The 22,435-nt window shown below is 71.7% G+C and carries 21 protein-coding genes; 10 read left to right on the top strand and 11 right to left on the bottom strand.

From position 1 onward, the window contains the following. Positions 1–18: 18 nt before the first annotated feature. From ACYVF7_RS08450 to ACYVF7_RS08440, 3 genes are all read left to right on the top strand, one after another. Complete coding sequence (locus ACYVF7_RS08450; RefSeq protein WP_460337358.1) at positions 19–1,464, top strand: glycosyltransferase family 4 protein; 1,446 nt, start codon at positions 19–21, stop codon at positions 1,462–1,464. A gap of 13 nt (positions 1,465–1,477) precedes the next feature. Then, the gene (locus ACYVF7_RS08445) at positions 1,478–2,746 is read left to right on the top strand and encodes a nucleotide sugar dehydrogenase (protein WP_460337355.1); all 1,269 of its coding nucleotides are present in this window, start codon (positions 1,478–1,480) and stop codon (positions 2,744–2,746) included. Positions 2,747–2,814: 68 nt separating this feature from the next. After that, positions 2,815–3,936 (top strand): glycosyltransferase, encoded by a 1,122-nt coding sequence (locus ACYVF7_RS08440; RefSeq protein WP_460337352.1) that lies wholly within the window; start codon positions 2,815–2,817, stop codon positions 3,934–3,936. Positions 3,937–3,961: 25 nt separating this feature from the next. On the opposite strand, the gene ACYVF7_RS08435 is transcribed toward ACYVF7_RS08440, so the two are convergent. Continuing rightward, positions 3,962–5,764: an outer membrane protein assembly factor BamB family protein gene (locus ACYVF7_RS08435; protein WP_460337349.1), complete on the bottom strand. Its 1,803-nt coding sequence runs from the start codon at positions 5,762–5,764 to the stop codon at positions 3,962–3,964. A 46-nt stretch (positions 5,765–5,810) separates the two neighbouring features. On the opposite strand from ACYVF7_RS08435, the gene ACYVF7_RS08430 reads away from it, so the two are divergent. Further along, on the top strand, positions 5,811–8,012 hold the full coding sequence (locus ACYVF7_RS08430; protein WP_460337346.1) for a HelD family protein: 2,202 nt from the start codon (positions 5,811–5,813) through the stop codon (positions 8,010–8,012). Between the two features lie 167 nt (positions 8,013–8,179). On the opposite strand, the gene ACYVF7_RS08425 is transcribed toward ACYVF7_RS08430, so the two are convergent. The 6 genes from ACYVF7_RS08425 to ACYVF7_RS08400 are packed head-to-tail and all read right to left on the bottom strand — an operon-like array spanning position 8,180 to position 13,989. Then, entirely contained in the window at positions 8,180–9,013 is an 834-nt protein-coding gene (locus tag ACYVF7_RS08425) for a glycosyltransferase family 2 protein (RefSeq protein WP_460357836.1), read from the bottom strand. A 58-nt stretch (positions 9,014–9,071) separates the two neighbouring features. Then, the gene (locus tag ACYVF7_RS08420) at positions 9,072–9,863 is read right to left on the bottom strand and encodes a CDP-alcohol phosphatidyltransferase family protein (RefSeq protein WP_460337344.1); all 792 of its coding nucleotides are present in this window, start codon (positions 9,861–9,863) and stop codon (positions 9,072–9,074) included. Further along, on the bottom strand, positions 9,841–10,896 hold the full coding sequence (locus ACYVF7_RS08415; protein ID WP_360897346.1) for an iron-containing alcohol dehydrogenase family protein: 1,056 nt from the start codon (positions 10,894–10,896) through the stop codon (positions 9,841–9,843). The genes ACYVF7_RS08420 and ACYVF7_RS08415 overlap by 23 nt, the downstream gene beginning before the upstream one ends. Before the next feature lie 17 nt (positions 10,897–10,913). Further along, a complete protein-coding gene (locus tag ACYVF7_RS08410) occupies positions 10,914–11,645 on the bottom strand; it encodes a phosphocholine cytidylyltransferase family protein (protein ID WP_460337341.1) in 732 nt (243 codons plus the stop codon). Then, on the bottom strand, positions 11,642–12,337 hold the full coding sequence (locus ACYVF7_RS08405; protein WP_460337338.1) for a DUF5941 domain-containing protein: 696 nt from the start codon (positions 12,335–12,337) through the stop codon (positions 11,642–11,644). Before ACYVF7_RS08405 ends, ACYVF7_RS08410 begins: the two co-directional genes overlap by 4 nt. Beyond that, the gene (locus tag ACYVF7_RS08400) at positions 12,334–13,989 is read right to left on the bottom strand and encodes a CDP-alcohol phosphatidyltransferase family protein (protein ID WP_460337336.1); all 1,656 of its coding nucleotides are present in this window, start codon (positions 13,987–13,989) and stop codon (positions 12,334–12,336) included. Before ACYVF7_RS08400 ends, ACYVF7_RS08405 begins: the two co-directional genes overlap by 4 nt. 228 nt (positions 13,990–14,217) lie before the next feature. Here ACYVF7_RS08400 and ispD point away from each other — a divergent pair, with 228 nt between their 5' ends. After that, positions 14,218–14,937 (top strand): 2-C-methyl-D-erythritol 4-phosphate cytidylyltransferase, encoded by a 720-nt coding sequence (gene ispD, locus ACYVF7_RS08395; protein ID WP_460337333.1) that lies wholly within the window; start codon positions 14,218–14,220, stop codon positions 14,935–14,937. On the opposite strand, the gene ACYVF7_RS08390 is transcribed toward ispD, so the two are convergent. Next, positions 14,900–15,916: a glycosyltransferase family 2 protein gene (locus ACYVF7_RS08390; protein ID WP_460337330.1), complete on the bottom strand. Its 1,017-nt coding sequence runs from the start codon at positions 15,914–15,916 to the stop codon at positions 14,900–14,902. The two genes, ispD and ACYVF7_RS08390, sit on opposite strands and share 38 nt — an antisense overlap. Before the next feature lie 81 nt (positions 15,917–15,997). Between ACYVF7_RS08390 and ACYVF7_RS08385 the strand changes: the two genes are divergently transcribed. The 4 genes from ACYVF7_RS08385 to ACYVF7_RS08370 all read left to right on the top strand — a co-directional run bounded on the left by ACYVF7_RS08385 (position 15,998) and on the right by ACYVF7_RS08370 (position 19,197). Then, positions 15,998–17,620 (top strand): LCP family protein, encoded by a 1,623-nt coding sequence (locus tag ACYVF7_RS08385; protein WP_460337328.1) that lies wholly within the window; start codon positions 15,998–16,000, stop codon positions 17,618–17,620. A gap of 141 nt (positions 17,621–17,761) precedes the next feature. Continuing rightward, positions 17,762–18,499: a hypothetical protein gene (locus ACYVF7_RS08380; protein ID WP_460337325.1), complete on the top strand. Its 738-nt coding sequence runs from the start codon at positions 17,762–17,764 to the stop codon at positions 18,497–18,499. A 103-nt stretch (positions 18,500–18,602) separates the two neighbouring features. Continuing rightward, entirely contained in the window at positions 18,603–18,806 is a 204-nt protein-coding gene (locus tag ACYVF7_RS08375) for a hypothetical protein (protein WP_460337322.1), read from the top strand. A 34-nt stretch (positions 18,807–18,840) separates the two neighbouring features. Next, positions 18,841–19,197: an STAS domain-containing protein gene (locus tag ACYVF7_RS08370; RefSeq protein ID WP_460337319.1), complete on the top strand. Its 357-nt coding sequence runs from the start codon at positions 18,841–18,843 to the stop codon at positions 19,195–19,197. Between the two features lie 17 nt (positions 19,198–19,214). Here ACYVF7_RS08370 and ACYVF7_RS08365 read toward each other — a convergent pair whose 3' ends face one another. Next, on the bottom strand, positions 19,215–20,015 hold the full coding sequence (locus ACYVF7_RS08365; RefSeq protein ID WP_460337317.1) for a TetR/AcrR family transcriptional regulator: 801 nt from the start codon (positions 20,013–20,015) through the stop codon (positions 19,215–19,217). Between the two features lie 128 nt (positions 20,016–20,143). Between ACYVF7_RS08365 and ACYVF7_RS08360 the strand changes: the two genes are divergently transcribed. Beyond that, positions 20,144–20,569 (top strand): nuclear transport factor 2 family protein, encoded by a 426-nt coding sequence (locus tag ACYVF7_RS08360; RefSeq protein WP_460337314.1) that lies wholly within the window; start codon positions 20,144–20,146, stop codon positions 20,567–20,569. Here the strand turns inward: ACYVF7_RS08360 and ACYVF7_RS08355 are convergent, their stop codons facing one another. After that, a complete protein-coding gene (locus tag ACYVF7_RS08355) occupies positions 20,570–21,022 on the bottom strand; it encodes a CoA-binding protein (RefSeq protein ID WP_460337311.1) in 453 nt (150 codons plus the stop codon). Between the two features lie 90 nt (positions 21,023–21,112). Next, positions 21,113–22,372 (bottom strand): UDP-glucose dehydrogenase family protein, encoded by a 1,260-nt coding sequence (locus tag ACYVF7_RS08350; protein WP_460357833.1) that lies wholly within the window; start codon positions 22,370–22,372, stop codon positions 21,113–21,115. Positions 22,373–22,435: the final 63 nt, after the last annotated feature.

Genomic DNA, 22,435 nt, shown 5'->3' with positions numbered 1-22,435 from the left:
TCCCTAACCTCGCCCGCCATGCAGGTGGCCAAGATGATCTATTTCTGGACGGTGCTGGCGTGGCGGCACGCCCGTGCCGATCCACGACGGGCGGTCCGGCTGGCCGTACGGCTGGCCCTTCGTGTGGCCCCCGCCGGAATCCGCGCGCGGTACCGCGCGCTCGCCGCGCCGGCCCCGCAGCGCCAGGACCGCGAGACCGAGGATCTGCGCGCGCTGCTGGCCGACGCCGCCGCGCCGCGCCCCCCGGCCCCACGCTCCGCGGTCAACGGAAACACGGTGTTGCACCTGGTCACGAATGCGCTGCCGCGCACGCAGGCCGGGTACACGGTGCGGACGCACCGGATCGTGTCCGCCCAGCGCGAGCTGGGCCTGGACCCGCACGTCGTGACCCGGCTGGGGTACCCCCTGACGCAGGGCGTCCGGGACGCGCGGGCGACGTGCGAGGTCGACGGGATCCCCTACCACCGGCTGCTCCCCTGGCTGCCGCCGAAGGGACCCGTACAGGAGGTGCGCAAGGCCGCCGACCTGGCCGGACGCCTCGTCGAGGAGCTGCGGCCGACCGTGCTGCACGCGGCCAGCAACCACCTCAACGCGGCCGTCGCGCTGGAACTGCGGCGCCGGTACGGCCTGCCCGTGGTCTACGAGGTCCGCGGCTTCCTGGAGGATTCCTGGCTGTCGCGGGACCCGGCGCGGTCGACGGAGGATGAGTTCTACCGGCTCACCCGGGAACTGGAGACCGCCCGGATGCGCGACGCCGACCTGGTCGTGACGCTCGGCGAGGCGATGCGCGCCGAGATCCAGGGACGCGGCGGCGTCGGTGACGTGCTCGTCGTGCCCAACGCCGTCGACGACAAGTTCCTGGAGCCCCTGCCGGACGGCGGGAAGCTGCGCGCCGACCTCGGCATCGCCGAGGACGACGTCGTCGTGGGCCTGACGTCGACGTTCTACGGCTTCGAGGGCATCGACACGCTCATCGAGGCGGCGGCGCTGCGGCGCGACTTCACGCTCCTGCTCGTCGGCGACGGCCCCGAGCGACCGGCGCTCGAGCGCCGCGCCGCCGAGCTCAAGGTCCCGGCGATCTTCACCGGCCGGGTGCCGGTCGATCAGGTACGTCGGTATCACGCAGTCCTCGATGTTTTCGCGGTCCCGCGAAGGGCGGACCGGGTGTGCCAGTTGGTGACTCCGCTGAAACCGCTCGAGGCGATGGCAGGGGGACTCCCAGTAATAGCAAGTGATGTCAAGGCGATTCGCGAAATCATCGAACCGGGCGTGACGGGGACGTTAACTCTTCCGGAAGACGCGGAAGCCTGGGCGAATTGCCTCGACCAGCTGATTTACAGTCCAAAGCTACGCGGCGAAATCGGACACGCGGCCCGAGAGTGGGTCGCGGCGAACCGCACCTGGCGGGCCGTCACCGCCCGCTGTCTCGGCGCCTACCGGGACATCGCCTCCGCAGCATCGTGAAGGGAGCCACCTGGTGGATCTGGTGGTCATCGGACTTGGCTACGTCGGCCTCCCGCTCGTGCGGGAGGCCGCCCGCTCCGGCCTCCGGGTCGGCGGGCTGGATCGCGACGCGCGTGTCGTCGCCGGGCTCAAGGCCGGCCTTTCGCACGTCGACGACGTGAGCGCCGAGGAGGTCGAGCAGATGCTCGCCGCCGGCTTCACGCCGACGCGGGACGAGGACATCCTCGACGGTGCGCGCACCATCGTGATCTGCGTGCCCACGCCGCTGTCGAACGACGGCGGCCCCGACCTGACGGCCGTCCGGTCGGCGTCGCAGACGGTCGCCCGGCACCTGGACCCGGGCACGCTCGTCGTGCTGGAGTCGACGACCTACCCGGGCACCACCGAGGAGGTCGTCCGGCCGATCCTGGAGGAGTCTGGCCTGGTCGCGGGCGAGGACTTCCACCTGGCCTTCTCCCCGGAGCGGATCGACCCGGGCAACCCGGTCTACGGCGTCCGGAACACCCCGAAGATCGTCGGTGGCCTGACGCCGGCCTGCGCCCACTCCGCCGCCGCGTTCTACGGCAAGTTCGTCGACCAGGTCGTGCAGGCCAAGGGCACGCGCGAGGCCGAGATGGCCAAGCTGCTGGAGAACACCTACCGACACGTCAACATCGCGCTGGTCAACGAGATGGCGGTGTTCTGCCACGAGCTCGGCATCGACCTGTGGGACGCGATCGGCTGCGCCTCGACCAAGCCGTTCGGGTTCCAGGCGTTCTACCCGGGCCCCGGCGTCGGCGGGCACTGCATCCCGATCGACCCGAACTACCTGTCCTACAAGGTCCGATCCCTCGGGTACCCGTTCCGGTTCGTCGAGCTCGCCCAGGAGATCAACGACCGGATGCCGCGCTACGTCGTCGAGCGCGCGCAGGCCCTGCTCAACCGCGAGGGCCTGGCGATGAAGAGCGCCAAGGTGCTCCTGCTCGGCGTGACGTACAAGCCCGACATCGCCGACCAGCGCGAGTCGCCCGCCCGCCCGGTCGCCCGGCGGCTGCGGAAGATGGGCGCCGACCTGAGCTTCCACGACCCGCACGTCGAGTCCTGGGAGGTCGACGGCGAGGACATCCCGCGCGCCCGCGTGCTGTACACGGCGCTCGCCGAGGCCGACCTCGTGATCGTTCTCACCGACCACCGGGAGTACGACGCCGAGAGCCTGACCCGGCACGCGCGGCTGCTGTTCGACACCCGGGGCAGCACGCGCCGCGTCGAGGAAATGGCCGCCGAACGCGTCGAACTTCTGTGACCTCATGGCCTCATGGAATTCACCGAATGTTCGCCCATGGCCGCGAGACTCCCGGTGAAGTGAGAGCGATGCGGATTTTCGTGTGCACCGTCGTGCACCATCCGGAGGACGCGCGAATTCTGCACCGGCAGATCCGCGCGCTTTTGGACGCGGGCCACGACGTGACTTATGTGGCGCCCTTTCGGGCGTGCAATGTGGCGCCTTGGCCGGAGATCGATCCGCTCGATGTGCCCAGGGCGACCGGCCGGAACCGGCTGCGCGCCCTCCGGCAGGCCCGCCGCACCCTCGCAGCGCACGCGGAGGAGGCCGACATCCTCCTGCTGCACGACCCGGAGCTGCTGCTCGCGGTGCCGCACCGGCTGCGCTCACGCACCGTCTGGGACGTGCACGAGGACACCGCGGCCGCGCTCGGCGCGAAGGGCTGGCTGCCCGCTCCCCTCCGGATCCCGCTGCGGTTCGCCGTACGCCGGATGGAGCTCCGCGCCGAACGGCGGCTGAAGCTGCTGCTGGCCGAGGACGGGTACCAGGACCGGTTCCGCCGGCCGCACCCGGTGGTGCCCAACACCACCCACGTGCCGGACGCGCCGCCCGCCCCGCCCGGCGACGACCGGATCATCTACGTCGGGCAGCTGTCGTTCGCCCGGGGCGTGCGCGAGCTGATCACGCTGGCCCGCCTGGTGCACGCCGACGGCATCATGCTCGACCTGATCGGCGGCGCGGACGCCGACGTACGGCCGCTGCTGCGCGACGCCCAGCGCGAAGGCATCCTGCGCTGGTACGGGTTCGTGCCGAACGACCGGGCGCTGCGCATGGCGGAGGGCGCCCTCGCGGGGCTGTCCCTGCTGCACGACACGCCCAACTACCGGCACTCGATGCCCACGAAGGTCGTCGAGTACATGGCCCGCGGCATCCCCGTCATCAGCACGCCCAACCCGATCGCCGCCCGCATCGTCGGCGAGGCGAACTGCGGTCTCGTCGTGCCGTTCGAGGATCCCGAGGCGACGGCCGCGGCGGTCCGGCGGCTGCGCGACGACCCGGCGATGCGGCTGGAGATGGGCAAGCGCGGGCACGAGGCCGCCCGCGCGCGCTTCCACTGGCCCGAGCAGGCGCGGCTGTTCGTCGCCCAGCTCGAGGACTGGGCCCACTCCGCCGCCGACACGGCGACCGAGCTGTCCCCCCGGGTGGTCTGAGGCCGCCGAGCTGTCCTGCCGCGGGTCAGGCGGCGCTGCGCAGCCGGGCGGCGACCACCGTCGCCAGCCGCGTCGCCGTGTCGGGCAGCCCGGAGCTGACGGTCACGACCGTGCTGCCGACCCGCATCACGACCGTTCCGGATGACGTTCCGGTCGCGTACGCCTGGTCCCCGGCTCGTACCTGCGTGCCGTTCTGGGTGTCACGGGCCGCCCCGAACAGCGCCTCGGCGGTGCGGGTATCGGCGGCGACCCACTGAACCGTGACCGACAGGACGCCTGCCTCCCGCTCCGGCCCGTTGTCCCGCCCGTGGCCGTGGCGCGGCCGGAACGTGCAGCCCGCGGGGAGCCGCAGGCCGTCGACGGTCGTCGGCGTCGGCTCGCCGGCGTAGCCGCGCGGCAGGTCGCGCTTGGGCAGCAGGGAGCAGGCGTCCGGCCACCGGTGGGGCGGCACGCCCGCGAGCTCCGGCGGTCCCTCGCCGCGCATCCCGCCGCGCAGCGCCACCAGCCGGGCCGCGCCGAACGGGCGCGGGCGCGCGGCCGGCGCGGCGACGTACAGCAGCCCTCCGCCCGCGGCGAGCCAGGGCCGGACGCCGTCCAGGCCGGCCCGCAGGACCACCGGGATCGGCACGGTGGTGCCGCTCCCGCTGACCGGATCGATGACGTCCACCCCGGCGGGCAGCAGCGGATCGGCGAGCCGCGACCGCAGCCCGTACACCAGGCCGCCGGCGACCGACAGGGCGGTGTACCCGGGCATGTCCCGATACCAGGACGACGCGCCCGTCGCGATGTCCACCGACTCCAGGCGGCGGGTCGGCGTCGCGTCCTCGGACCGCTGCCCGGTCTCGTAGGCGACGAGCAGATGGCCGGCGGTCACCGCGATCGGGCACATGTTGTGGCACACGTCCTGACCGGCGCGGCGCAGGAAGGCGTGCCCCTTCCCGTCGAACGCCTGCAGCGACGATCCGTCGAAGACGACCGTGACGTCGCCGCCGACCGCGATCGCCGAGCGCGCGGTGTTCCGGGTGAGGACGGTGAACCTCGTCCGGCCCTTCTGCGGATCGACGACCAGGACCCGGTCGCGCGCGCCGCAGTCGATGCTGAACGCGGCGATGCTCTCACTGCTGTCCGAGGCGTACGGCACCGCCTCGGGCAGCAGGCAGCCGTGCGGGAGCCGCTTGGTCCACAGCCGCCGCCCCGTCGTGGCCGAACGCCCGTACAGCGTGTGCCGCCCGTCCTCCGTGACGAACACCACACCGCCGGCGGCCGGCCAGCGCAGCGTGGTCCGGTCGATCACGGAGGGCACGTCGCCGCGCTGCCGCCACAGCAGCGTGCCGTGCACCGCGTCCAGGCCCACCATGAGGCGGTTGCCGCGGTGCCCGGTCCGTTCGAGGTACGCGACGAGCACCTGCCCGGTGCGCGCCCAGCCGAGCATGGACCACTCGGCGCGGTAGTAGTGCCACCGCTCCTCGCCGGTACGGGCGTCCCGTACGTCGAGGCCGTGTCCGGACACGATGACGAGCTGGCCCTGGACGATGGAGTACGCCACCCGGTCGTAGGCGGGCAGGTCACTGTCGCCGACGGGCGTGCTCAGCTGCCAGCTCGTGGTCACCGGCGTCGCCGGCGGCCCCAGGTCGCGCAGTGGCGGCTCCGGCGCCTGCGTCACGGTGCGGTTCACCTGCCACCACTCCGCCTGGAGGACGAAATGGTCGGCCAGCACCCCGCCGACGATCACGGCCAGCAGGGCCGTCAGGGCGCTCGTGATGACCTGCCTACGGCTCCGCGTGGACTCGACCGTGATCACCTCCCATTGGTGTTCCTCCTCGACCAACTGCCGAGGGTACGGGGTTCGGACGCGTCACACCGATAATTGCTCCATGGTGCCCACCGTCAAGGACGAGCAGATCGCCGCGGAGCAGGCCCGCGTCGACGAGGCGTACGCACGCCTCGAGGAGATGCGCGCGGCCGCCCGCCGGATGCTCGAGGAGGGGTACCGCCAGGCGCAGGCCGGTACGAAGGGCTCGCTGGTCGACCGCGACGCGATGGTCCACCAGGCCGCCGTACGGAGCCGTGCGCTCGACGTCGCCGAGGAGGGTCTCGTCTTCGGGCGTCTCGACCTGGTCGGCGGCGAGACGCTGTACGTCGGGCGGATCGGCGTCCGCACCAGCGAGCACGACTCGCTCGTGATCGACTGGCGCGCTCCCGCGGCCGAGGCGTTCTATCGCGCGACCCCGGAGGACCCTCGGGGCGTCGTACGCCGCCGCGTGCTGCACTGCCGGGGCCGCAAGGTCGTCGACCTGGAGGACGACCTGCTCATCCCGGACGCCCGCCCCGACCTCACGATCGTCGGCGACGGCGCCTTCCTGGCCTCCCTGGCCCGCAGCCGGGAGGGCGTGATGCGGGACATCGTCGCCACGATCCAGCGGGAGCAGGACGAGGTGATCCGCGCCGCCGCCGACGGCACCGTGATCGTCCAGGGCGGTCCCGGCACCGGCAAGACCGCGGTCGCCCTGCACCGCGTCGCGTACCTGCTGTTCCGGCACCGGCGCCGGTTCGGCTCGCGCGGCGTGCTGATCGTCGGCCCGAACCCTCGGTTCACCGCCTACATCGAACGCGTCCTGCCGTCCCTCGGTGAGGGCGGCGCCACCCTGCGCTCGCTCGGCGACCTCGTCCCGGGCTCGGAGGCGGCCGGCCACGACGCGCCGGACCTGGCCCGGCTCAAGGGCGCCCCCACGATGACGCGCCTGCTCCGCCGCGCCGTCCAGGACACCCCGCCGGGCAGCCCGGACGAGCTCCGCACGGTCTACCGCGGCGTCGTCGTCGCGCTGGGCCGGGACGCGCTGGACCGCGTCCGCCGGGAGGTCCACCGCAGCGCGCACGGCGCGGTGAACACCGCTTATCCCCGCGCGGCCGAGCTCCTCCTCACCGCCCTCTGGGAGCGTTTCCAGGAGGTCGGCGGCCTCGACGACGCCCCCACGACCCGCAGGGCCTTCACCGAGCACGTCCGCGACGAGCGGCGCTTCGTGGAGTTCCTGCGCGCCTGGTGGCCGGTCCGCCGCCCGGCCGACGTGCTGCGCTCGCTGGCCGACGCGGACCGGCTGCGCCGCGCCGCCGGCCGTTCCCTCACCGACCGGCAGGTCAAGTCGCTCGCGGAGTCCTGGCAGGGCCCGTGGTCGTACCTCGACATCGCGCTGCTCGACGAGGCCGGCGTCATCCTCGGGCCCCGGCCGCGGCCGGCCCGGAGCTCGAGGAAGCGCAAGGCGGAGGATCCGTTCGTGATCGACGGCGTGAACGTCTTCACGGGCGAGCGGGTCGAGAGCGATGACGACGACGAGCCGACGCTGCGGGAGCTCACGACCTACGTCGAGCGCCGCGAGCAGGCCCTGCGCCGCGACGACGAGGACGATGAGGACCTCCCGGTGGAGTACGCCCACATCGTCGTGGACGAGGCGCAGGACCTGTCACCGATGCAGTGGCGCATGCTCGGCAGGCGTGGCCGGCACGCGACCTGGACGATCGTCGCGGACCCGGCGCAGAGCGCCTGGGAGGACTCCGCCGCCGCGGGCAAGGCGATGGACGCCGCTCTCGGCCGCCGCCCCCGCCACACCTTCGAGCTGACCACCAACTACCGCAACTCGACCGAGATCGCGGAGGTGGCCGCGCGGGTGCTGGCCCGCGCGGTGCCGGAGGCCCGGCCCGCCCGCGCGGTGCGCGCCTCGGGCCACCTCCCGCTGATCCGCCATGTCCGGGCTCTCGACGGGAACGTCCGCGCCGAGGCGGCCGCCCTCGCCGACGCGGTCGAGGGCACCGTCGGCGTCATCCTGCCGGTCGGCCACGCGGTCCCGCCGCTGCCCGGCCTCCCGGAGCGCGTGCAGGTCCTCGACGCGCTCGAGGCGAAGGGCCTGGAGTTCGACGCGGCCCTGATCGTCGAGCCGGGCGAGATCGCGGACTACTCGCGGATGGGCCTGCGCACGCTCTACGTCGCCGTCTCCCGCGCCACCCAGCGCCTCACCGTCCTCACCACCGCCCCCGACTGGCAGGCCGTCCTCGCCGGGCGGGGCGACGCCGGCGCGGAATGAGGTGAAGCCCGGCGGGAGGCCGTCGTGTTCTGCGCCGTCTACTGAGGCAAGAAATTTCTCGCCTCAGTAGACGGCGCGGGATGAGACACCACACCCCGGAGTTACGTTCGTCCGGCTCTGAGGCTTTGGGGCATCGGCCCGGCGGCCATCAGAGCGCCGGAGCCCGGCTAGATGACCGGGGGGCGGCCGAGGCGGGTCATGCGCCAGACGGTGCCCCAGGAGATCGGGCGGCGGCGGCCCGCCGGTTTGCGCCAGCCCTCGCGGAAGCCGCTGAGCCAGGGGCGGAGCGCGGCCCACTTGCGCTCGCGGACGAGCGTCATCGCCACCCAGACGCCCAGGTAGACGAACACGAGCGGCCAGGGCAGGTTGCGGCGCGCCAGCCAGACCCGGTTGCGGGCGTTGAGCCGGTAGAACATCTCGTGCCGGGTGGGCGCGACGGCCGGGTGGAACATCACCGACTCGGCGTCGTACACGATGCGGTATCCGGCGCCCAGGGCCTGCCAGGCGAGGTCGGTCTCCTCGTGGGCGTAGAAGAAGTCCTCGGGCAGCCCGCCGGCGATGTCGAACACGGCGCGGCGCATGGCGCAGGCGCCGCCCAGGAACGTCGTGACGTCCGACGACCGGAGCGGGTCACCGGCGCGCAGCCGGGGGACGTGACGCCGTTCCCCCGGCCCGCCCTCGGGGTCGCGCACCCGGAAGGAGACGATGCCGAGCTTCGGGTCGGCGTCGAACATGTCCCGCAGGCGCGCGCCCAGCTCCGGCGACTCGTACCAGCCGTCGTCGTCGAGGAAGAGGATCAGCTCTCCCGTCGACGCCTCGACGCCGCGGTTGCGGCCGGCCGGGATGCCGACGTTCTCCGGCAGCCGGAGCACCTTGACGTTCTCCGGCCAGGAGCCGGGGACGTCCGCGCCGTTGCCGACGAGGACGACCTCCACGTCGACGTACTTCTGGTTCAGGGCGCTCTTGACGGCGCGTTCGAGCTCGGCCGGGCGGTTGCCCATGGTCAGTACGACGACGGACAGCCTCACGCGCGCCTCCCCGACTCGACTCGCGTCTCGTTCACTTGAGCCTCCGGGAGGCGACGATGCTGACGAAGTGCAGCCCCGTCTGCAGGACGGCCACGACCGCCACGGCGACGGCGAGGACCCTCGTCGCGGTCAGGTCGTGCGTGAAGTGGTCGACGACCGCGGCCACCACGATCAGCAGGGACAGCTCGACCGCGCCGATGATGCGGTGCAGCTTCAGCAGCGAGGCGGCCTCGCGCGCCAGCGCCAGGCCGGTCGACTCCGGGCGCAACGCGCGGTCGCCGGTCGGCGGATCGGCGGGCAGGCCCGACTTCGCCCGGGCGACGACGACGTTGTCGGTCTCGGCCTTGATCAGGGCGGCGCCGAGCGCGGCGAGCAGGCCCAGCTCGATGTAGCCGCCGTTCTGCCACGCGCCCTGGGCGCGGACGCCGAGGCCGATCAGCAGCGCGACCTCCGACATGTAGTGCCCGATCCGGTCGAGGTAGACCCCGGTGATGGACGTGCGGTTGCGGAACCGCGCGACCTCGCCGTCGGAGCAGTCCAGCAGCAGGTAGGCCTGGATCAGCACGGCGCCGACGATCGCCCACACCAGGCCCGCCGTGCCGCGGCCGTCGACCGCGACGGCCACACCGCCGAGCATGCCGCAGGCGATCATCATGTAGGTGAGCTGGTTCGGGCTGAACCCGATCCGGATGAAGAGCCAGGTGAAGAGGGGCGAGATGCTGCGCATGTACAGCCGCCCCGCCCAGTGCTCTTCATTCCGGCGTTCCTTGAGGCCGGGTGGCTGACCGCCCGCCCGGACTTCAGCCAGCGAAGGTGCCGACATATTCGCGTACCGCTTTCAGCACAGCGCCCTCGTCGAGTCCGAGGTGCTCGAGAATGGTGTACCGGCCTGGCCGGGTCTGGGGAGCGTACGCCACCGCCTCGGCGAACTGCTCCTCGGTCAGACCGATGTCATGCGGAGTCTTGGGGAGCCCGTGACGGTCCAGGCTCGCCACGATCTCGGTGAGGCGTTCGGAGCCCTCACCGAGATGCGTCGCGCGGAGGTGATAACAGAAGGCCGCGCCGATCCCGGCCAGCTCGCCGTGGTTGGCGGTGCCGGGGAAGAGGTGGTCGATGGCGTGCAGGATCTCGTGGTCGCCGCCGCTGGCCGGGCGTGAGGACCCGGCGAACGACATCGCCATGCCGGACAGCACCAGGCCCTCCGCCAGGACGGTGAGGAACTCGTCCGACTCGATCGACTTCGGCTGGTAGATGAGCGCCTCGCCGGCCGTACGGGCGAGGGTCAGCGCGAGCCGGTCGATCGGGTCGCCCTGCTCCCGGTTGGACAGCAGCCAGTCGTCGACCGCGGAGAAGTTGCTCAGCACGTCGCCGATCCCGGCCCGTACGAGACGGTCCGGCGCGGCGCGGACGTAGTCCAGGTCGACGACCATGGCCAGCGGCATCGCGACGCCGAAGGAGTTCTTGCCCTTCTCGTGCTCGAGGGAGGCCGTCGGCGAGCAGATGCCGTCGTGGGAGAGGTTCGTGGCGACGGAGACCATGGGCATGCCGGCGAGCGTCGCGGCGTACTTGGTCGCGTCGATGGTCCTGCCGCCGCCGATGCCGACGACCGCCTCGTACGAGCCGCTGCGCAGGCGCGAGCCGAGCGACATGGCGGCGTCCACCGTGCCGCCGTCGACGTGGAAGACCTCGCACGCCTGCAGGCTCGGCCGTACGTGCTCGGCGATCTGGTCGCCCTGCCCCGGGCCCACCGCGATGGCGACGCGGCCCTCGGTGGCGATTCGCCGGTCGGCGAGGAGCTCACCGAGATGGGCGATGGCCCCGCGCCGCACGTCGATCGACAGCGGCGCGGGGAGCATCCGCGTGAGCAGCGGCATCAGTAACCCTTGGCGATCCGGCGGGCCTTCTCCAGGTCGTCGTGGTTGTCGACCTCGACCCAGTCGACCGCGCCGATCGGGGCCACCGAGATCTTGCCGCCGCGGTTCACCAGCTCCTGGTAGCCGTCCTCGTAGTACAGGTCGGGGTCGCGCTCCCAGGTGGCCTTCAGCGCGTCGGCGAGCGGCTGCGCCGCGGCCGGCTCCAGCAGCGTGGCGCCGATGTACTCGCCGTTCGCCTCGGACGGGTCCATCAGCTTGGTGATGCGCTGCAGGTGACCGTCGCCGTCGAGGATGACCTTCATCTCCTCGTCGGCGAGCTTCTTGACGTCGTCGACGGCGAGGAGGATGTCCGGGCCGCGGTTCGACAGGAGGGTCTTCTCGACGCTCACCGGGTGCACCGTGTCGCCGTTGACCATCAGGACGCCGTCGGCGAAGTGGTCGCGGGCCAGCCACATGGAGTAGGCGTTGTTCCACTCCTCGGCCTTGTCGTTGTGCACCAGCGTGATCGAGACGCCGTACCGGCTCTCCAGCGCGGCCTTGCGCTGCTCGACCGCCTCCGCGCGGTACCCGACGACGATGACGACGTCGGTCAGCTCGACCTCGGCGAGGTTGCCGAGCGCGATGTCGAGGATCGTCGTGTCACCGTCGACCGGCACCAGTGCCTTGGGGAGTGTGTCCGTGTACGGGCGGAGCCGACGCCCCGCTCCCGCGGCCAGAACCATGCCGATCATGAGCCGGCTTCCTCCTCTTCCTCGAGATTGACCATGACGCCCTTGCCCGTACCGGTCCGCACCCAGGTGTAGACGCTCTCGATGCCGAACAGGAGCAGGAAGTAGACGCCGAGGACGGCCAGGACGATGGGCAGCTTCCCCACGAGCGTGGCGACCGCGGCGATGAGCATGCGGCCCTCCCAGCCCAGGCCGGCGACGAACACCCACTTGGCCGGCCACAGCCGCTGCCGCGTGCGGTAGACGGTGTCGTAGTGGTGGTAGGCCAGCACGAACAGGAAGGCGTACACCAGCGGCTTGGAAACGCCGTGGGCGAAGCCCAGCGTCGCCAGGTATCCGTATTCGATCGCCCGCATCAGCGGCGGCACGAGCCAGTCCAGCCGTCCGCTGTGCGGATGCGTGGAGCCCGGGCCCGCCAGCAGCAGCACCAGCACCGGGGCGAAGACCGCCGGGCTGGTCTGCCCGTTGACCCCGGCCACCAGCAGGATCGCGGTGACGATACCCGCGACGAGCAGCGGGAGCAACGGCGGAAGCTGTCCCTTGGTGAGCCGCCCGAGCGCGTGGGCGATCGGGCCGTCGTCGCGGTAGGCGACCAGCCGGCTGCCGTGGTAGGCGAGCTCGGCGTCCGGGACCGGGGCGTGGGCGGTGGCGGGCTGGTCGCCCGCCGGCGACATGCCGGGAACCACTGTGCTCATTTCTGGACCGCCACAGACCGGGGCTGGGTGAGGGAACGGAGGATACGGCCGGCGATCGTGTAGAAGGCGGCGACCGTGCCCCACGTGAGCAGCGCGAAGAACGTCACACGGGCGTTGAAGAACATGGCGGTCAGCGCGATCAGCGCGAACCGCTCGCCGATCGGCAGCACGATCATCTTCTTGAACCAGTGGAAGACGCGGACCTTCTCCGAGCGCGCGGACAGCCACACCGCGAGGTGGCTCAGCCCGCTGCCCTTCGGCCGGCTCTTCGTCGGCTCCGGCTCGTCCAGCACGCTGTCTTCCGGCATGCCGAGCGGGACGATCGGGATCGGCTCGGGAGGCATCCGCCGCTTCGACGCGCCGAAGGCGAAGTCGACCATGTGACGGCAGGTCTGCGCGGTGATGGCGGTCACGGCGAGGAACCACACGTCGCCGCCGTGCACCGAGCTGCCGATCGCCGCCGCGGTCGAGCCCGCGGCCAGGCCGCCGAACACGGTGTACTCCTTGGCACGGTCGAACGTCGCGTCGAGCCAGGCGCCCAGCGTGCTGAACTGGCGGGTGTAGCGGGCCAGCTGCCCGTCCACGCAGTCGAAGACGAACGCGAAGTACAGCGACACGCCGCCGAGGACCATCCCCCACCGCTGGCCGGTGGAGAAGAAGTAGGCGGCCACCACCGAGATCGCCATCGAGATCGCGGTGACGAAGTTCGGCGTCCAGCCGCGCTTGCCGCACCAGCGGGCGATGTAGCGGGAGTAGGTGCTGACCGCGTACGTGGTGAAGAAGCCGTCGTTGTTCTTGACCGCGGCGCTGAGCCGGACCTTGTCCTCGTCGACGGCGTCGATGGCGCGCTGGGCCGCGTCGGCCTGTGTCTGGTCGAGGACCCGCTCGCACAGCAGGACGCTGTTGCCGCGGCCGGTCACCTTCACACCCGAGCGCACCAGTCCGACGACGAGCAGTGCCGGCGCGTCGTCTCCGGTGATCGGGGTGGTGGCCAGGGCGCTCTGGTAGTCGCCGTCGGCCTGCTCGATCTCGGCGTCCCCGGTGTCCGCCGGGTCCTGCCACAGGTGGCGGATCGGGCTGATCTCCGTGAAGCCGTCCGGCTTGTCGGCCAGTTCGGCCAGTTTCTCGGCCACCTGCGCGAGGGTGGCGGTCTCCTCCTCGGACACGCGCACGACGCCGCGGAAGACGGCGTTCGGGTCGGTCACCTGGTGGTACGGGGAGCCCGCGGACCTGATGCGGCCCTTGCCGATCCGGAGGAGCGGGCGGTTGAGGTCGTCGTCGTCCACGGGGACACGGGCGACGGCGGCGGAGGCCGGAGCCTTGGAGTTGTAGACGAGCCGGGCGAACACCTCGCGGTGGGCGACGACGTCGCCGTGCACGAGGAGCATCGGCTCCTTCGCCGCACGGGCCACGCGCGCGATCTCGCGCAGGTCGTCACCGAGTCCCTTGGACTCGACGACCTCGCAGCCTTGCTCCCGGAGCGTTTCGGCGAACTCGGGGCGGGCGATCACGCGGCGGTCGGCGACATCGAGGGACTGGAGCTGGGCGAGCACACGGGCGACTACGGGGCCGCCGCCCGGGAGCGTGAGGCCGGCCGTCGGCGTGGACCCGGACGCGACCGCCTCGGTCGCGAGAACCACTGCCAACGTCATCGGCACCCTCCGAAGATCATGTCTGTAGTCCTCAGGTCTGGGGTGGGGGTCTTTCTCCGGCAGAGCCGTGAGATGCGAGCGCCGACCATACCGCGACCGTCACGGCGCCGCCTCCTCGCCGTAAACATCCGTTCAGCCGGGTGACGCGGCAAAGGTCCCCATAGGTTACCGCTGTCGACGCGCGGTGGGCCCTCACGGTGCACGTGGCGAACAGTAAAGTGCGGGCACATGAGCACCATTGCGGTCGTCCTCGCCGGTGGAACGGGCCTGCGCCTGGGGCTGGGCGCGCCGAAGCAGTTGGCGACGGTGGGCGGCCGCCCGATTCTCGCCCGTGCGATCGAGGCGTTCGACTCGGCGCCGGACATCGACGAGGTCCTGGTGGTGATGGCCGCCGGGCACGTGGCCGAGGCGGAGGTGATCGCCAAGCCGTACACCAAGGTCGCCGGTGTCGTCGAGGGCGGCGCCACCCGTACCGAGTCGACGCTGCGGGCCCTGGCCGCGCTGGAGGACCGGCCGGGCGACGCTCGCGTGCTGTTCCACGACGCGGCCCGCCCCTTCGTCGACGCCCGGATCATCGCCGACTGCGTCACCGCGCTGGAGCGCGAGGAGGTCGTCGCGGTGGCGGTGCCCTCGTCCGACACGGTCGTCGTGGTCGAGGGCGACCGGGTCGTGGAGATGCCGCCGCGGGACCGGCTGCGCCGTTTCCAGACGCCGCAGGGGTTCCGGCTCGCGACGATCCGCGCGGCGTACGAGCGGGCGCTGGCCGACCCGGGGTTCACCGAGCGCCCGCCGACGGACGACTGCGGCGTGGTGCACCGCTACCTGCCCGAGATCCCCGTCCAGGTCGTCCCGGGCAGCGAGCAGAACATCAAGATCACGCATCCGGTCGATCTGCTGATCGCCGAACAGATCACCGCCCGGGAGAGCGCCCCAGGCTCGGCGGGCTGAGCAGGAACCCGAGGCCCCACGCGACGTGCATCGTCGCGTACACCAGCGGCAGCCGCACCCACGCCGAGAACGGCAGGCCCCGCCCGGTGGCGACCGAGCCCGCGAGGATCGCGGCGGCGTACCCGCCGGGGATGATCCAGCCGGGCCAGAAGCCGAAGGCGCCCGCGACCACGCCGGCGGCCATCGCGACGACGGCCAGCGGCGGCGCGAGGTAGCGCAGGTTGAGAGTGCCCTGGTGCTCGCGGCCGACGACACGCCGCCACTTGCCCGTGTGGAAGAACTGCCTGGCCAGCGCCCCCAGGTTCGGCCGGGGCCGGTACGTCACGCGCATGCGGGGCGTGAACCAGACCTTGCCGCCGGTCTGGCGGATGCGGTGGTTCATCTCCCAGTCCTGCGCGCGGACGAACGTCTCGTCGTACCCGCCGACCCGGTCGAGGGCGCTGCGCCGGAAGCTGCCGAGGTAGACGGTCTCCGCCTCGCCCGACCCGCCGCCGATGTGGAACGTCGCGTTGCCGATGCCGATCTTGGTGGTCATCGCGCGGGCGACGGCCTTCTCGAACGGCGTGACGCCCTCGGCGGCCATGATGCCGCCGACGTTGTCCGCGCCGGTCTCCTCGAGCGTCTCGACGGCCGCGAGCACATAGTCGGACGGCAGCAGCGAGTGGCCGTCCACCCGGACGACGATCTCGTGCCGCGACGCCTGGATGCAGGCGTTCAGGCCGTTGGGGGTACGGCCCGTCGGGTTGGCGACGACGACGATGCGCGGATCGTCGGCCGCGAGCTTCTCGGCGATCTCCTGCGTACGGTCGCGGGAGGGCCCGACAGCGATCACGAGCTCCAGCTCACCCGGGTAGTCCTGGGTGAGGATGGACCTGACCGCCTCCGCGAGATGCCGCTCCTCATTGAGCACGGGCATGATCACTGACACGGCCGGCCAAACGCGGTTTCGGGCGACCTGTGTGTTGGGCGAGGGATTCATGACGGCGCCACGGTACTGTACGAACGCGAGGAACGCCGCAATGAAGGCAAGACTTCGCACCCCCCGGAGAGGCGAGCCGTCATGGCACACGACGAGGAGTCCGACCCGCAGGAGCGTTACTTCCGCCCCCGCCCGGGTGCTCCGGGTGACGAAGACGCCGCGGAGGTCGAAGGCGTCGCGTTCGGCGACGCCGAGTCCTCCCACGTGCGCGTCGACCGCCCCGCCCGCAGGACCGCCGTGGCGCCGGACGGCGCGCGGCGGCAGCGCCGCTACCTGGTGACGACCGGCGTGCTGTCGACGGCGGTGCTGCTCTTCTCCGGCGGCGGCTGGGCGTTCCAGGACTACGTCCTCGGCAGCGTGCGGCGCGTCAACGCCTTCGAGGGGCTGAAGAACCGCCCCGACTCCGGGCCCGAGGGCTCTATGAACATCCTGCTGGCCGGCGTCGACCGCCGTGAGGGGCTCACTCCCCAGCAGATCAGCGACCTGCATCTGGGCCGGGCCGACGGCGAACGCTCCGACACGATGATGCTGGTGCACATCTCGTCGAAGCACGACAAGATCACCGTGGTCAGCCTGCCGCGTGACTCTCTCGTCACCATTCCGTCGCACAAATCCAACGGCAGCGACGGGGCCCGCGGCACCGAGGTCGGCGAGCGCCAGGGCAAGCTCAACTGGGCCTACATGTACGGCGGGCCGACGCTCGCCGTGCAGACGGTCGAGCGGGCCACCGGCGTGCACGTCGACCACTACGTCGAGCTCAACTTCCTGGGCTTCATCAAGGTCGTGGACGCGCTCGACGGCGTCACCGTCTGCACGAACCAGCCGATCAACGACCCCAAGAGCGGCCTGCAGCTGCCCGCGGGCAAGACCACCGTGGACGGCAAGACCGCGCTCGCCTACTCGCGCGCCCGCTACACCCTGACCGGCGGCAGCGACCTGGGCCGGATCAACCGGCAGCAGCAGTTCATGTCCGCCGTGGCGCACAAGGCGCTGACCGACCCGACGAAGTACCCCGCCGTGCTGAGCGCGGCGCTGAGCACGATCCGGGCGGACAAGGAGCTGTCGAAGGGGACGCTGACGTCGCTGGCCACGCAGATGAAGGGGATGAGCACGGACAGTATCGCCTTCACGACGGTGCCGTTGGCGAACAGCAACTACCTGACGCCGATCGGCGGGGTGCGCCAGTCCACCGTGCTGTGGGACGACCGGGCCGCCGGGAATCTGTTCGACCAGATCCAGCGGGACAAGCCGATCGTCGAGCAGCCGAAGTCCTCCCCGAGTTCGCCGGCCGGCGCCTCGCCGACCGCGTCGGCGAAGTCGAATGGCCTGACCGTGGCGCCGCGCGACATCGACGTCCGGGTCGTCAACGGCGTCGGCACCGTCGGGCTGGCCGCCAAGGCCGCCGGCGACCTGCGCGACGCGGGGTTCGGGGCGAGCGTGGTGCCGGGCACGCGGCACGGGGTCGAGACGACCGTCATCCAGTACGCGCCGGGTCGGGAGGACTCGGCGAAGACGCTCAAGGCGGCGATCCCGGGGGCGCGGCTGAAGGAGGTGGCCGGGCTCGGGTCCCGGCTGCAGGTGGTGGTCGGGTCGTCCTGGTCCGGGGCGAAGAAGGTCACGGTCGACGCACCCGCCAAGGCGCCCGCCGGCGACTCCCAGCAGCAGGTGAACGCGAAGACGGCCACGCAGAACCTCTGCAAGTGACCTTGGCCGTGAGGTGCGCCTGACCGGCGGGGTCAGAAGGCCCTGTCCGGAAGATGCTTCTTTTTCCCAACTCGCCGGGCCACTAGCCTGCTGGTGAACCGGTGACCCCGCCGGTGTCGCCGCCCACTGGGAGGAACATCCATGTCGAACGGCGCCCGCCACGCCTGGGGACTCCTCCTGGGGTTGATCCTCACAGCCGCTCTCGCCGGGCTTCTGATCTTCGGCACGTACCGCCTGCAGCACGGCTTCGTGATGCAGGGCCACACGACCGACAAGTGGCTCGGCGGAGGCCTGCTGGCCGGTGCCGCCATCGTCTTCGCCCTGCTCACGTCCTCACGGCTGTCGCCGCTCGGCTCGCTGCTCGGCGGCCTGATCCTCACCGCGGCCGGAGTGCTGTTCTTCATCTCCCAGAAGACGACCGCCGATCTCATCAACCGCTTCCCCCTCAAGGGCCAGCGCGTCACGCTCGCCGGCCTGGAGGAGGAGGGATTCATGCTGTTCGTCGGCGTCGGCCTGCTGTTCGGGTCGTTCTTCCCCTCGCGGTGGCGGGCCCGGTCCGGTGATGACGTCGAACCGGCGTACGAGTACGGCCTGCCCGAGTCCGAGGAGTCGCCGCGACGTCCCACCTCCACCGGCCGGCACCGCCACGCCGCACGGGACGACGGCAGCACCCCGGCGTACGGGACGCCGCGCAACGTGCCGCCGGAGCCGGGGGACGTCTCCGTCTACGGGTCCTCCGACGCGTCCGCCACCGCCTACGGGCAGACGGAGTTCGACGTGCCGTTGTACGAGCCGGATCGGTCGCAGCGCGAGCGGTCGTTCTTCACCCCGCCGGACGAGGACGACGGCGGCACCCGCGAGATGCGCCGCCCCCACTGACGTGGATACGGCACTGGCGCCCCATGGACAAAAACCGTAAGATCCGACATACCGGTCAAGAAGTGGCTCGGGACAGTCTTTTCCCACGAGAAGGACGTTCGTCATGGCCACTTCCGCCTGGGAGCCCTCCGCGGCCTGCGACATCGCCGCCGAGCGGCTGATCGGCCGGTTCGATCTGATCCCCACCGAGACCATCGAGCGATGTGTCCGCAGTATCTGGGTCTGCGCGCTGTACAACGGCGCGCGAGTCGACGACCATCTGCTGGAGACGCTCGCCCACGTCGAACCCACCGCCCCGCGGGCCTAGGCCCTTACGCGGAAAGAAGCGGAGAAGCCCACCCATGGAACTGCTGACGCTCACGCACCGGCGCCTGCCCGGAACCACCGTCGTCTCGGCCGGCGGGGAGCTCGACGCCCTCACCGCGCGCGAACTGGAGGCATGGCTCCCGGAGATCCTGCATGAGGGCGACGACCTGGTCTTCGACCTCGCCGGGCTGGCGTTCCTCGACACGAGCGGCCTGCGAGTCCTGCTCATGGCCTGCGAGAGGACGCGCCGGCTCGGCGGCATGCCCAGCCTGGCTGCGCTGCAGCGCAGCCCCGCCCGCGTCGTCGACATCACCGGGATCGCCGCCGCGGTCCCCGTCCACGCGACCGTCGAGGACGCCCTCGGAGCCCGCGCCGGCGCAACGGCCTTCTGAACGTCCTTCTGAACGTCTCAATCGGGGTGCGGCGACCGGCCGACCGCACGCCGGCGGTGCGCCTTCTGCCGGCAGGCCGCCCCGCAGAACCGGGCCGGCCTTCCGGTGTGCGCCGCCTCGATGGGCGCCCCGCACTCCGCACAGCGCGCCGTCTTCGCGACGGGCCGCGCACGCGTCGCCTCCGGGCGACTTTCGTTACGCACCTCGGGCGCCCGTTTCGTTACGGGCGGCAGGTCGGCCGGGCGTTCCGGACGGGCGGCCCGGAGTCCGTCGCAGACGATCGCGGTGGCCCGCCCGGATGAGCCTTCCTGCTCCATGCTCATGCAACCGCGCGCGAGACGCTGGACGTCGTCGACGGTCACGTCGGCGCGTACGGCTCCGGCCCGCTGAGCCCGTTCGAGCAGCGCGGCGAGCGCGGCGCGGTAGCGCTCCCTGACCTCGGCCGCGACCTCCACACTCCGCCCCGTACGGACCATGAGCGCCTCGCACAACGCCCTGTTAAGCGAGGCCCGCTCGACGACCAGGGAGAAGGCGGCGAAGAACGCCGCCTCCGGATCGTCGCCGGCGGCCAGGGCGGCCGTGTCGTCGACGAGGCGGGCGAGCCGGTCGGCCACCACCGCCTCGAACAGCGCCTCCTTGCTCGCGAAATGGCGGTACACCGTTCCCGGTCCGACGCCGGCTCGCCGGGCTATCTCGCTCAGGGGCACCGCGAGCCCATCGGCGGCGAACACCTCCTGAGCGGCCTCGAGCACACGAGCACGGTTGCGCCGGGCGTCCGCTCGCCGCTCTCCCGTCCCGGAGTCGACGGATCCGGACATGCCACCTCTCTTCCCTCGCGATCGGGCCGATTGACAACCGGAGCGCATGTTCCGTAACGTCTCAACCGGAGCGTTCGCTCCGATTCTATATCCGTGAGCCCTAGTGGCCTTCTCCTTTGGAGTCTTCCGTGTCCGTTGCCACACCCCGTCAGGTCGTCGAGCGTTTCCTGCGCGCCTCCGCCGACAACGCCTGGGACGATGTCGCCGACCTGTACGCGCCGGACGCCGTCATCGAGCTGCCGTTCGCTCCGCCGGGAATCCCCGAGCGCTTCGAAGGGCGCGAGGGTCACCGCGCCCGGTTCAAGGCCGTCGCCCCGGCACGCCGCTTCACCAAGGTCGATCCGCTGGTCCTCTGGGAGACCTCGGACCCCGAGGTGGTCATCGCCGAGTACAGCCTGCACGGCGCCATGAACCGCTCCGGCCGGCCGTTCGTCTTCTCGTACGTCATGGTGATCCGGGTCAGGGACGGCCTGATCGTCCACTCGCGCGACTACGGCGACAACCTCGCCGGCGCGGAGTTCCGCGAGGAGATCGCCGAGGCTCTCGGAAGGTGATCAGCGGGGCAGCCGGAGGCGGGCCCACTCGATGGCCGGGCAGCGGTCCATGACGACGTCGATGCCCGCCTCGCGTACGCGCCGCGCGGCGGCCTCGTCGACCACGTCCAGCGGGAACCACACCGCCCGCACCTCGCCGTCCTGCCGCGGGCCGTACGAGGCGAACAGCTTGATCGCCTCGTCGGCGGCCTCGCCCGCGTGGGCGGCCCGTCGGTAGACCCCGACCACGTCCACCCGCTGTGTCACGTCGGCCAGCGAGGAGACGCCCGCCTCGCCGAGGACGGCCTCGGTCGCGGGATGGACCGGGACGATCGCCTTGCCCCGGGACTGAAGGAGCTGGGCCATGTCATACGCGGTCCGGCCCGGGTTGTCGCGCAGCCCGACGAACGCCCACGTACGCGAGTCGAGAAGGACCCGGCGGATCACGGCCTCATCGGCGTAAGAGTCGCTCATGACCGTGCCAACCACCGGGCGGCCCGTCGCCTTCCCGGCGACGGGCCGTCCGGCCGCGAACTGGGCGATTCCAGCGCGGCCGGCAACGGGCTAGGGGCGCCCCAGCGCCCTGTACTGCCAGCCGGCCGCGCGCCAGCTCTCGGGGTCGAGCGCGTTGCGGCCGTCGACGATGTTGCGCTCGGCCACCGCTGAGCCGAGGACCTCCGGGTCGATCTCCCGGAACTCCTTCCACTCCGTGAGCAGCAGCACGACGTGCGCGCCGGCGACGGCGTCCATCGCCGACTCGCCGTAGTGCAGGTCCGGGTGGGCCCGGCGGGCGTTGTCGAGCGCCTGCGGGTCGTACACCGTGACCTGGCCGCCCTGGGCGCGGATGGAGGTCGCGACGTCGAGGGCGGGCGAGTCGCGGATGTCGTCGGAGTTCGGCTTGAACGCCGCGCCGAGCACGCCGACCGTACGGCCGATGAACGAGCCGCCCAGCAGCTCACGGGCCAGGTCGACCATGCGGATGCGGCGCCGGATGTTGATGGCGTCCACCTCGCGCAGGAACGACAGCGCCTGGTCGACGCCGAGCTCGCCGGCGCGGGCCATGAACGCCCGGATGTCCTTGGGCAGGCAGCCTCCGCCGAACCCCAGGCCCGGCCCGAGGAACTTGCCGCCGATCCGGTCGTCGTGGGACAGGGCCTCGGAGAGCTTGGTCACATCGGCGTGCGCCGCCTCGCAGACCTCGGCCATCGCGTTGATGAACGAGATCTTCGTCGCGAGGAAGGCGTTGGCGGACACCTTGACGAGCTCGGAGGTGGGGAAGTCGGCGACGATGAAGGGGACGTCGTCAGCGATCATCGAGGCGTAGACCTCGCGCAGGATCTTCTCGGCGCGGTCCGAGCCGACGCCGACGACGATGCGGTCCGGGTGCAGCGTGTCCTGGACGGCGTAGCCCTCACGGAGGAACTCCGGGTTCCAGGCGAGCTCGACGACGTCTCCGGCGGGGCTCAGCTCCGAGATCCGCCTGCTCAGCCGCTCGGCGGTGCCCACCGGGACGGTCGACTTGCCGACCACGACGCAGGCCCGGGTGAGCAGCGGCGCCAGGGAGTTCACCGCGTCGTCGACGTAGCTCATGTCGGCGGCGTACTCGCCGGGCTTCTGCGGGGTTCCCACGCAGATGAAGTGCACGTCGCCGAACGCGGCGGCCTCTTCATAGGACGTGGTGAACCGCAGCCGCCCGTTCTCCAGGTTGCGGCGCAGGATCGGCTCGAGTTCCGGCTCGAAGACCGGGAGGTCGCCGCGTGTCAGCCGGGCGATCTTCTCGGCGTCCACGTCCACGCCCAGCACCTCGAAGCCCAGGTCGGCCATGCAAGCCGCGTGGGTGGCGCCCAGGTAACCGGTACCGATCACGGTCAAGCGCTGTGCCAAGGT

The organism is Actinoallomurus acanthiterrae (assembly GCF_054775715.1).
The sequence above is the reverse complement of the archived record's forward strand: the minus strand, read 5'-3'. Positions and strand labels throughout refer to the sequence as shown.

Coding starts and splice junctions, on each gene's coding strand:
- ACYVF7_RS08450 (WP_460337358.1), top strand. CDS start 19: ATGCAGGTGGCCAAGATGATCTATTTCTGGACGGTGCTGGCGTGGCGG.
- ACYVF7_RS08440 (WP_460337352.1), top strand. CDS start 2,815: ATGCGGATTTTCGTGTGCACCGTCGTGCACCATCCGGAGGACGCGCGA.
- ACYVF7_RS08430 (WP_460337346.1), top strand. CDS start 5,811: ATGGTGCCCACCGTCAAGGACGAGCAGATCGCCGCGGAGCAGGCCCGC.
- ACYVF7_RS08425 (WP_460357836.1), bottom strand. CDS start 9,013: ATGGGCAACCGCCCGGCCGAGCTCGAACGCGCCGTCAAGAGCGCCCTG.
- ACYVF7_RS08420 (WP_460337344.1), bottom strand. CDS start 9,863: ATGTCGGCACCTTCGCTGGCTGAAGTCCGGGCGGGCGGTCAGCCACCC.
- ACYVF7_RS08415 (WP_360897346.1), bottom strand. CDS start 10,896: ATGCTCCCCGCGCCGCTGTCGATCGACGTGCGGCGCGGGGCCATCGCC.
- ACYVF7_RS08410 (WP_460337341.1), bottom strand. CDS start 11,645: ATGATCGGCATGGTTCTGGCCGCGGGAGCGGGGCGTCGGCTCCGCCCG.
- ACYVF7_RS08405 (WP_460337338.1), bottom strand. CDS start 12,337: ATGAGCACAGTGGTTCCCGGCATGTCGCCGGCGGGCGACCAGCCCGCC.
- ACYVF7_RS08400 (WP_460337336.1), bottom strand. CDS start 13,989: ATGACGTTGGCAGTGGTTCTCGCGACCGAGGCGGTCGCGTCCGGGTCC.
- ispD (WP_460337333.1), top strand. CDS start 14,218: ATGAGCACCATTGCGGTCGTCCTCGCCGGTGGAACGGGCCTGCGCCTG.
- ACYVF7_RS08390 (WP_460337330.1), bottom strand. CDS start 15,916: ATGAATCCCTCGCCCAACACACAGGTCGCCCGAAACCGCGTTTGGCCG.
- ACYVF7_RS08385 (WP_460337328.1), top strand. CDS start 15,998: ATGGCACACGACGAGGAGTCCGACCCGCAGGAGCGTTACTTCCGCCCC.
- ACYVF7_RS08380 (WP_460337325.1), top strand. CDS start 17,762: ATGTCGAACGGCGCCCGCCACGCCTGGGGACTCCTCCTGGGGTTGATC.
- ACYVF7_RS08375 (WP_460337322.1), top strand. CDS start 18,603: ATGGCCACTTCCGCCTGGGAGCCCTCCGCGGCCTGCGACATCGCCGCC.
- ACYVF7_RS08370 (WP_460337319.1), top strand. CDS start 18,841: ATGGAACTGCTGACGCTCACGCACCGGCGCCTGCCCGGAACCACCGTC.
- ACYVF7_RS08365 (WP_460337317.1), bottom strand. CDS start 20,015: ATGTCCGGATCCGTCGACTCCGGGACGGGAGAGCGGCGAGCGGACGCC.
- ACYVF7_RS08355 (WP_460337311.1), bottom strand. CDS start 21,022: ATGAGCGACTCTTACGCCGATGAGGCCGTGATCCGCCGGGTCCTTCTC.
- ACYVF7_RS08350 (WP_460357833.1), bottom strand. CDS start 22,372: ATGGCCGACCTGGGCTTCGAGGTGCTGGGCGTGGACGTGGACGCCGAG.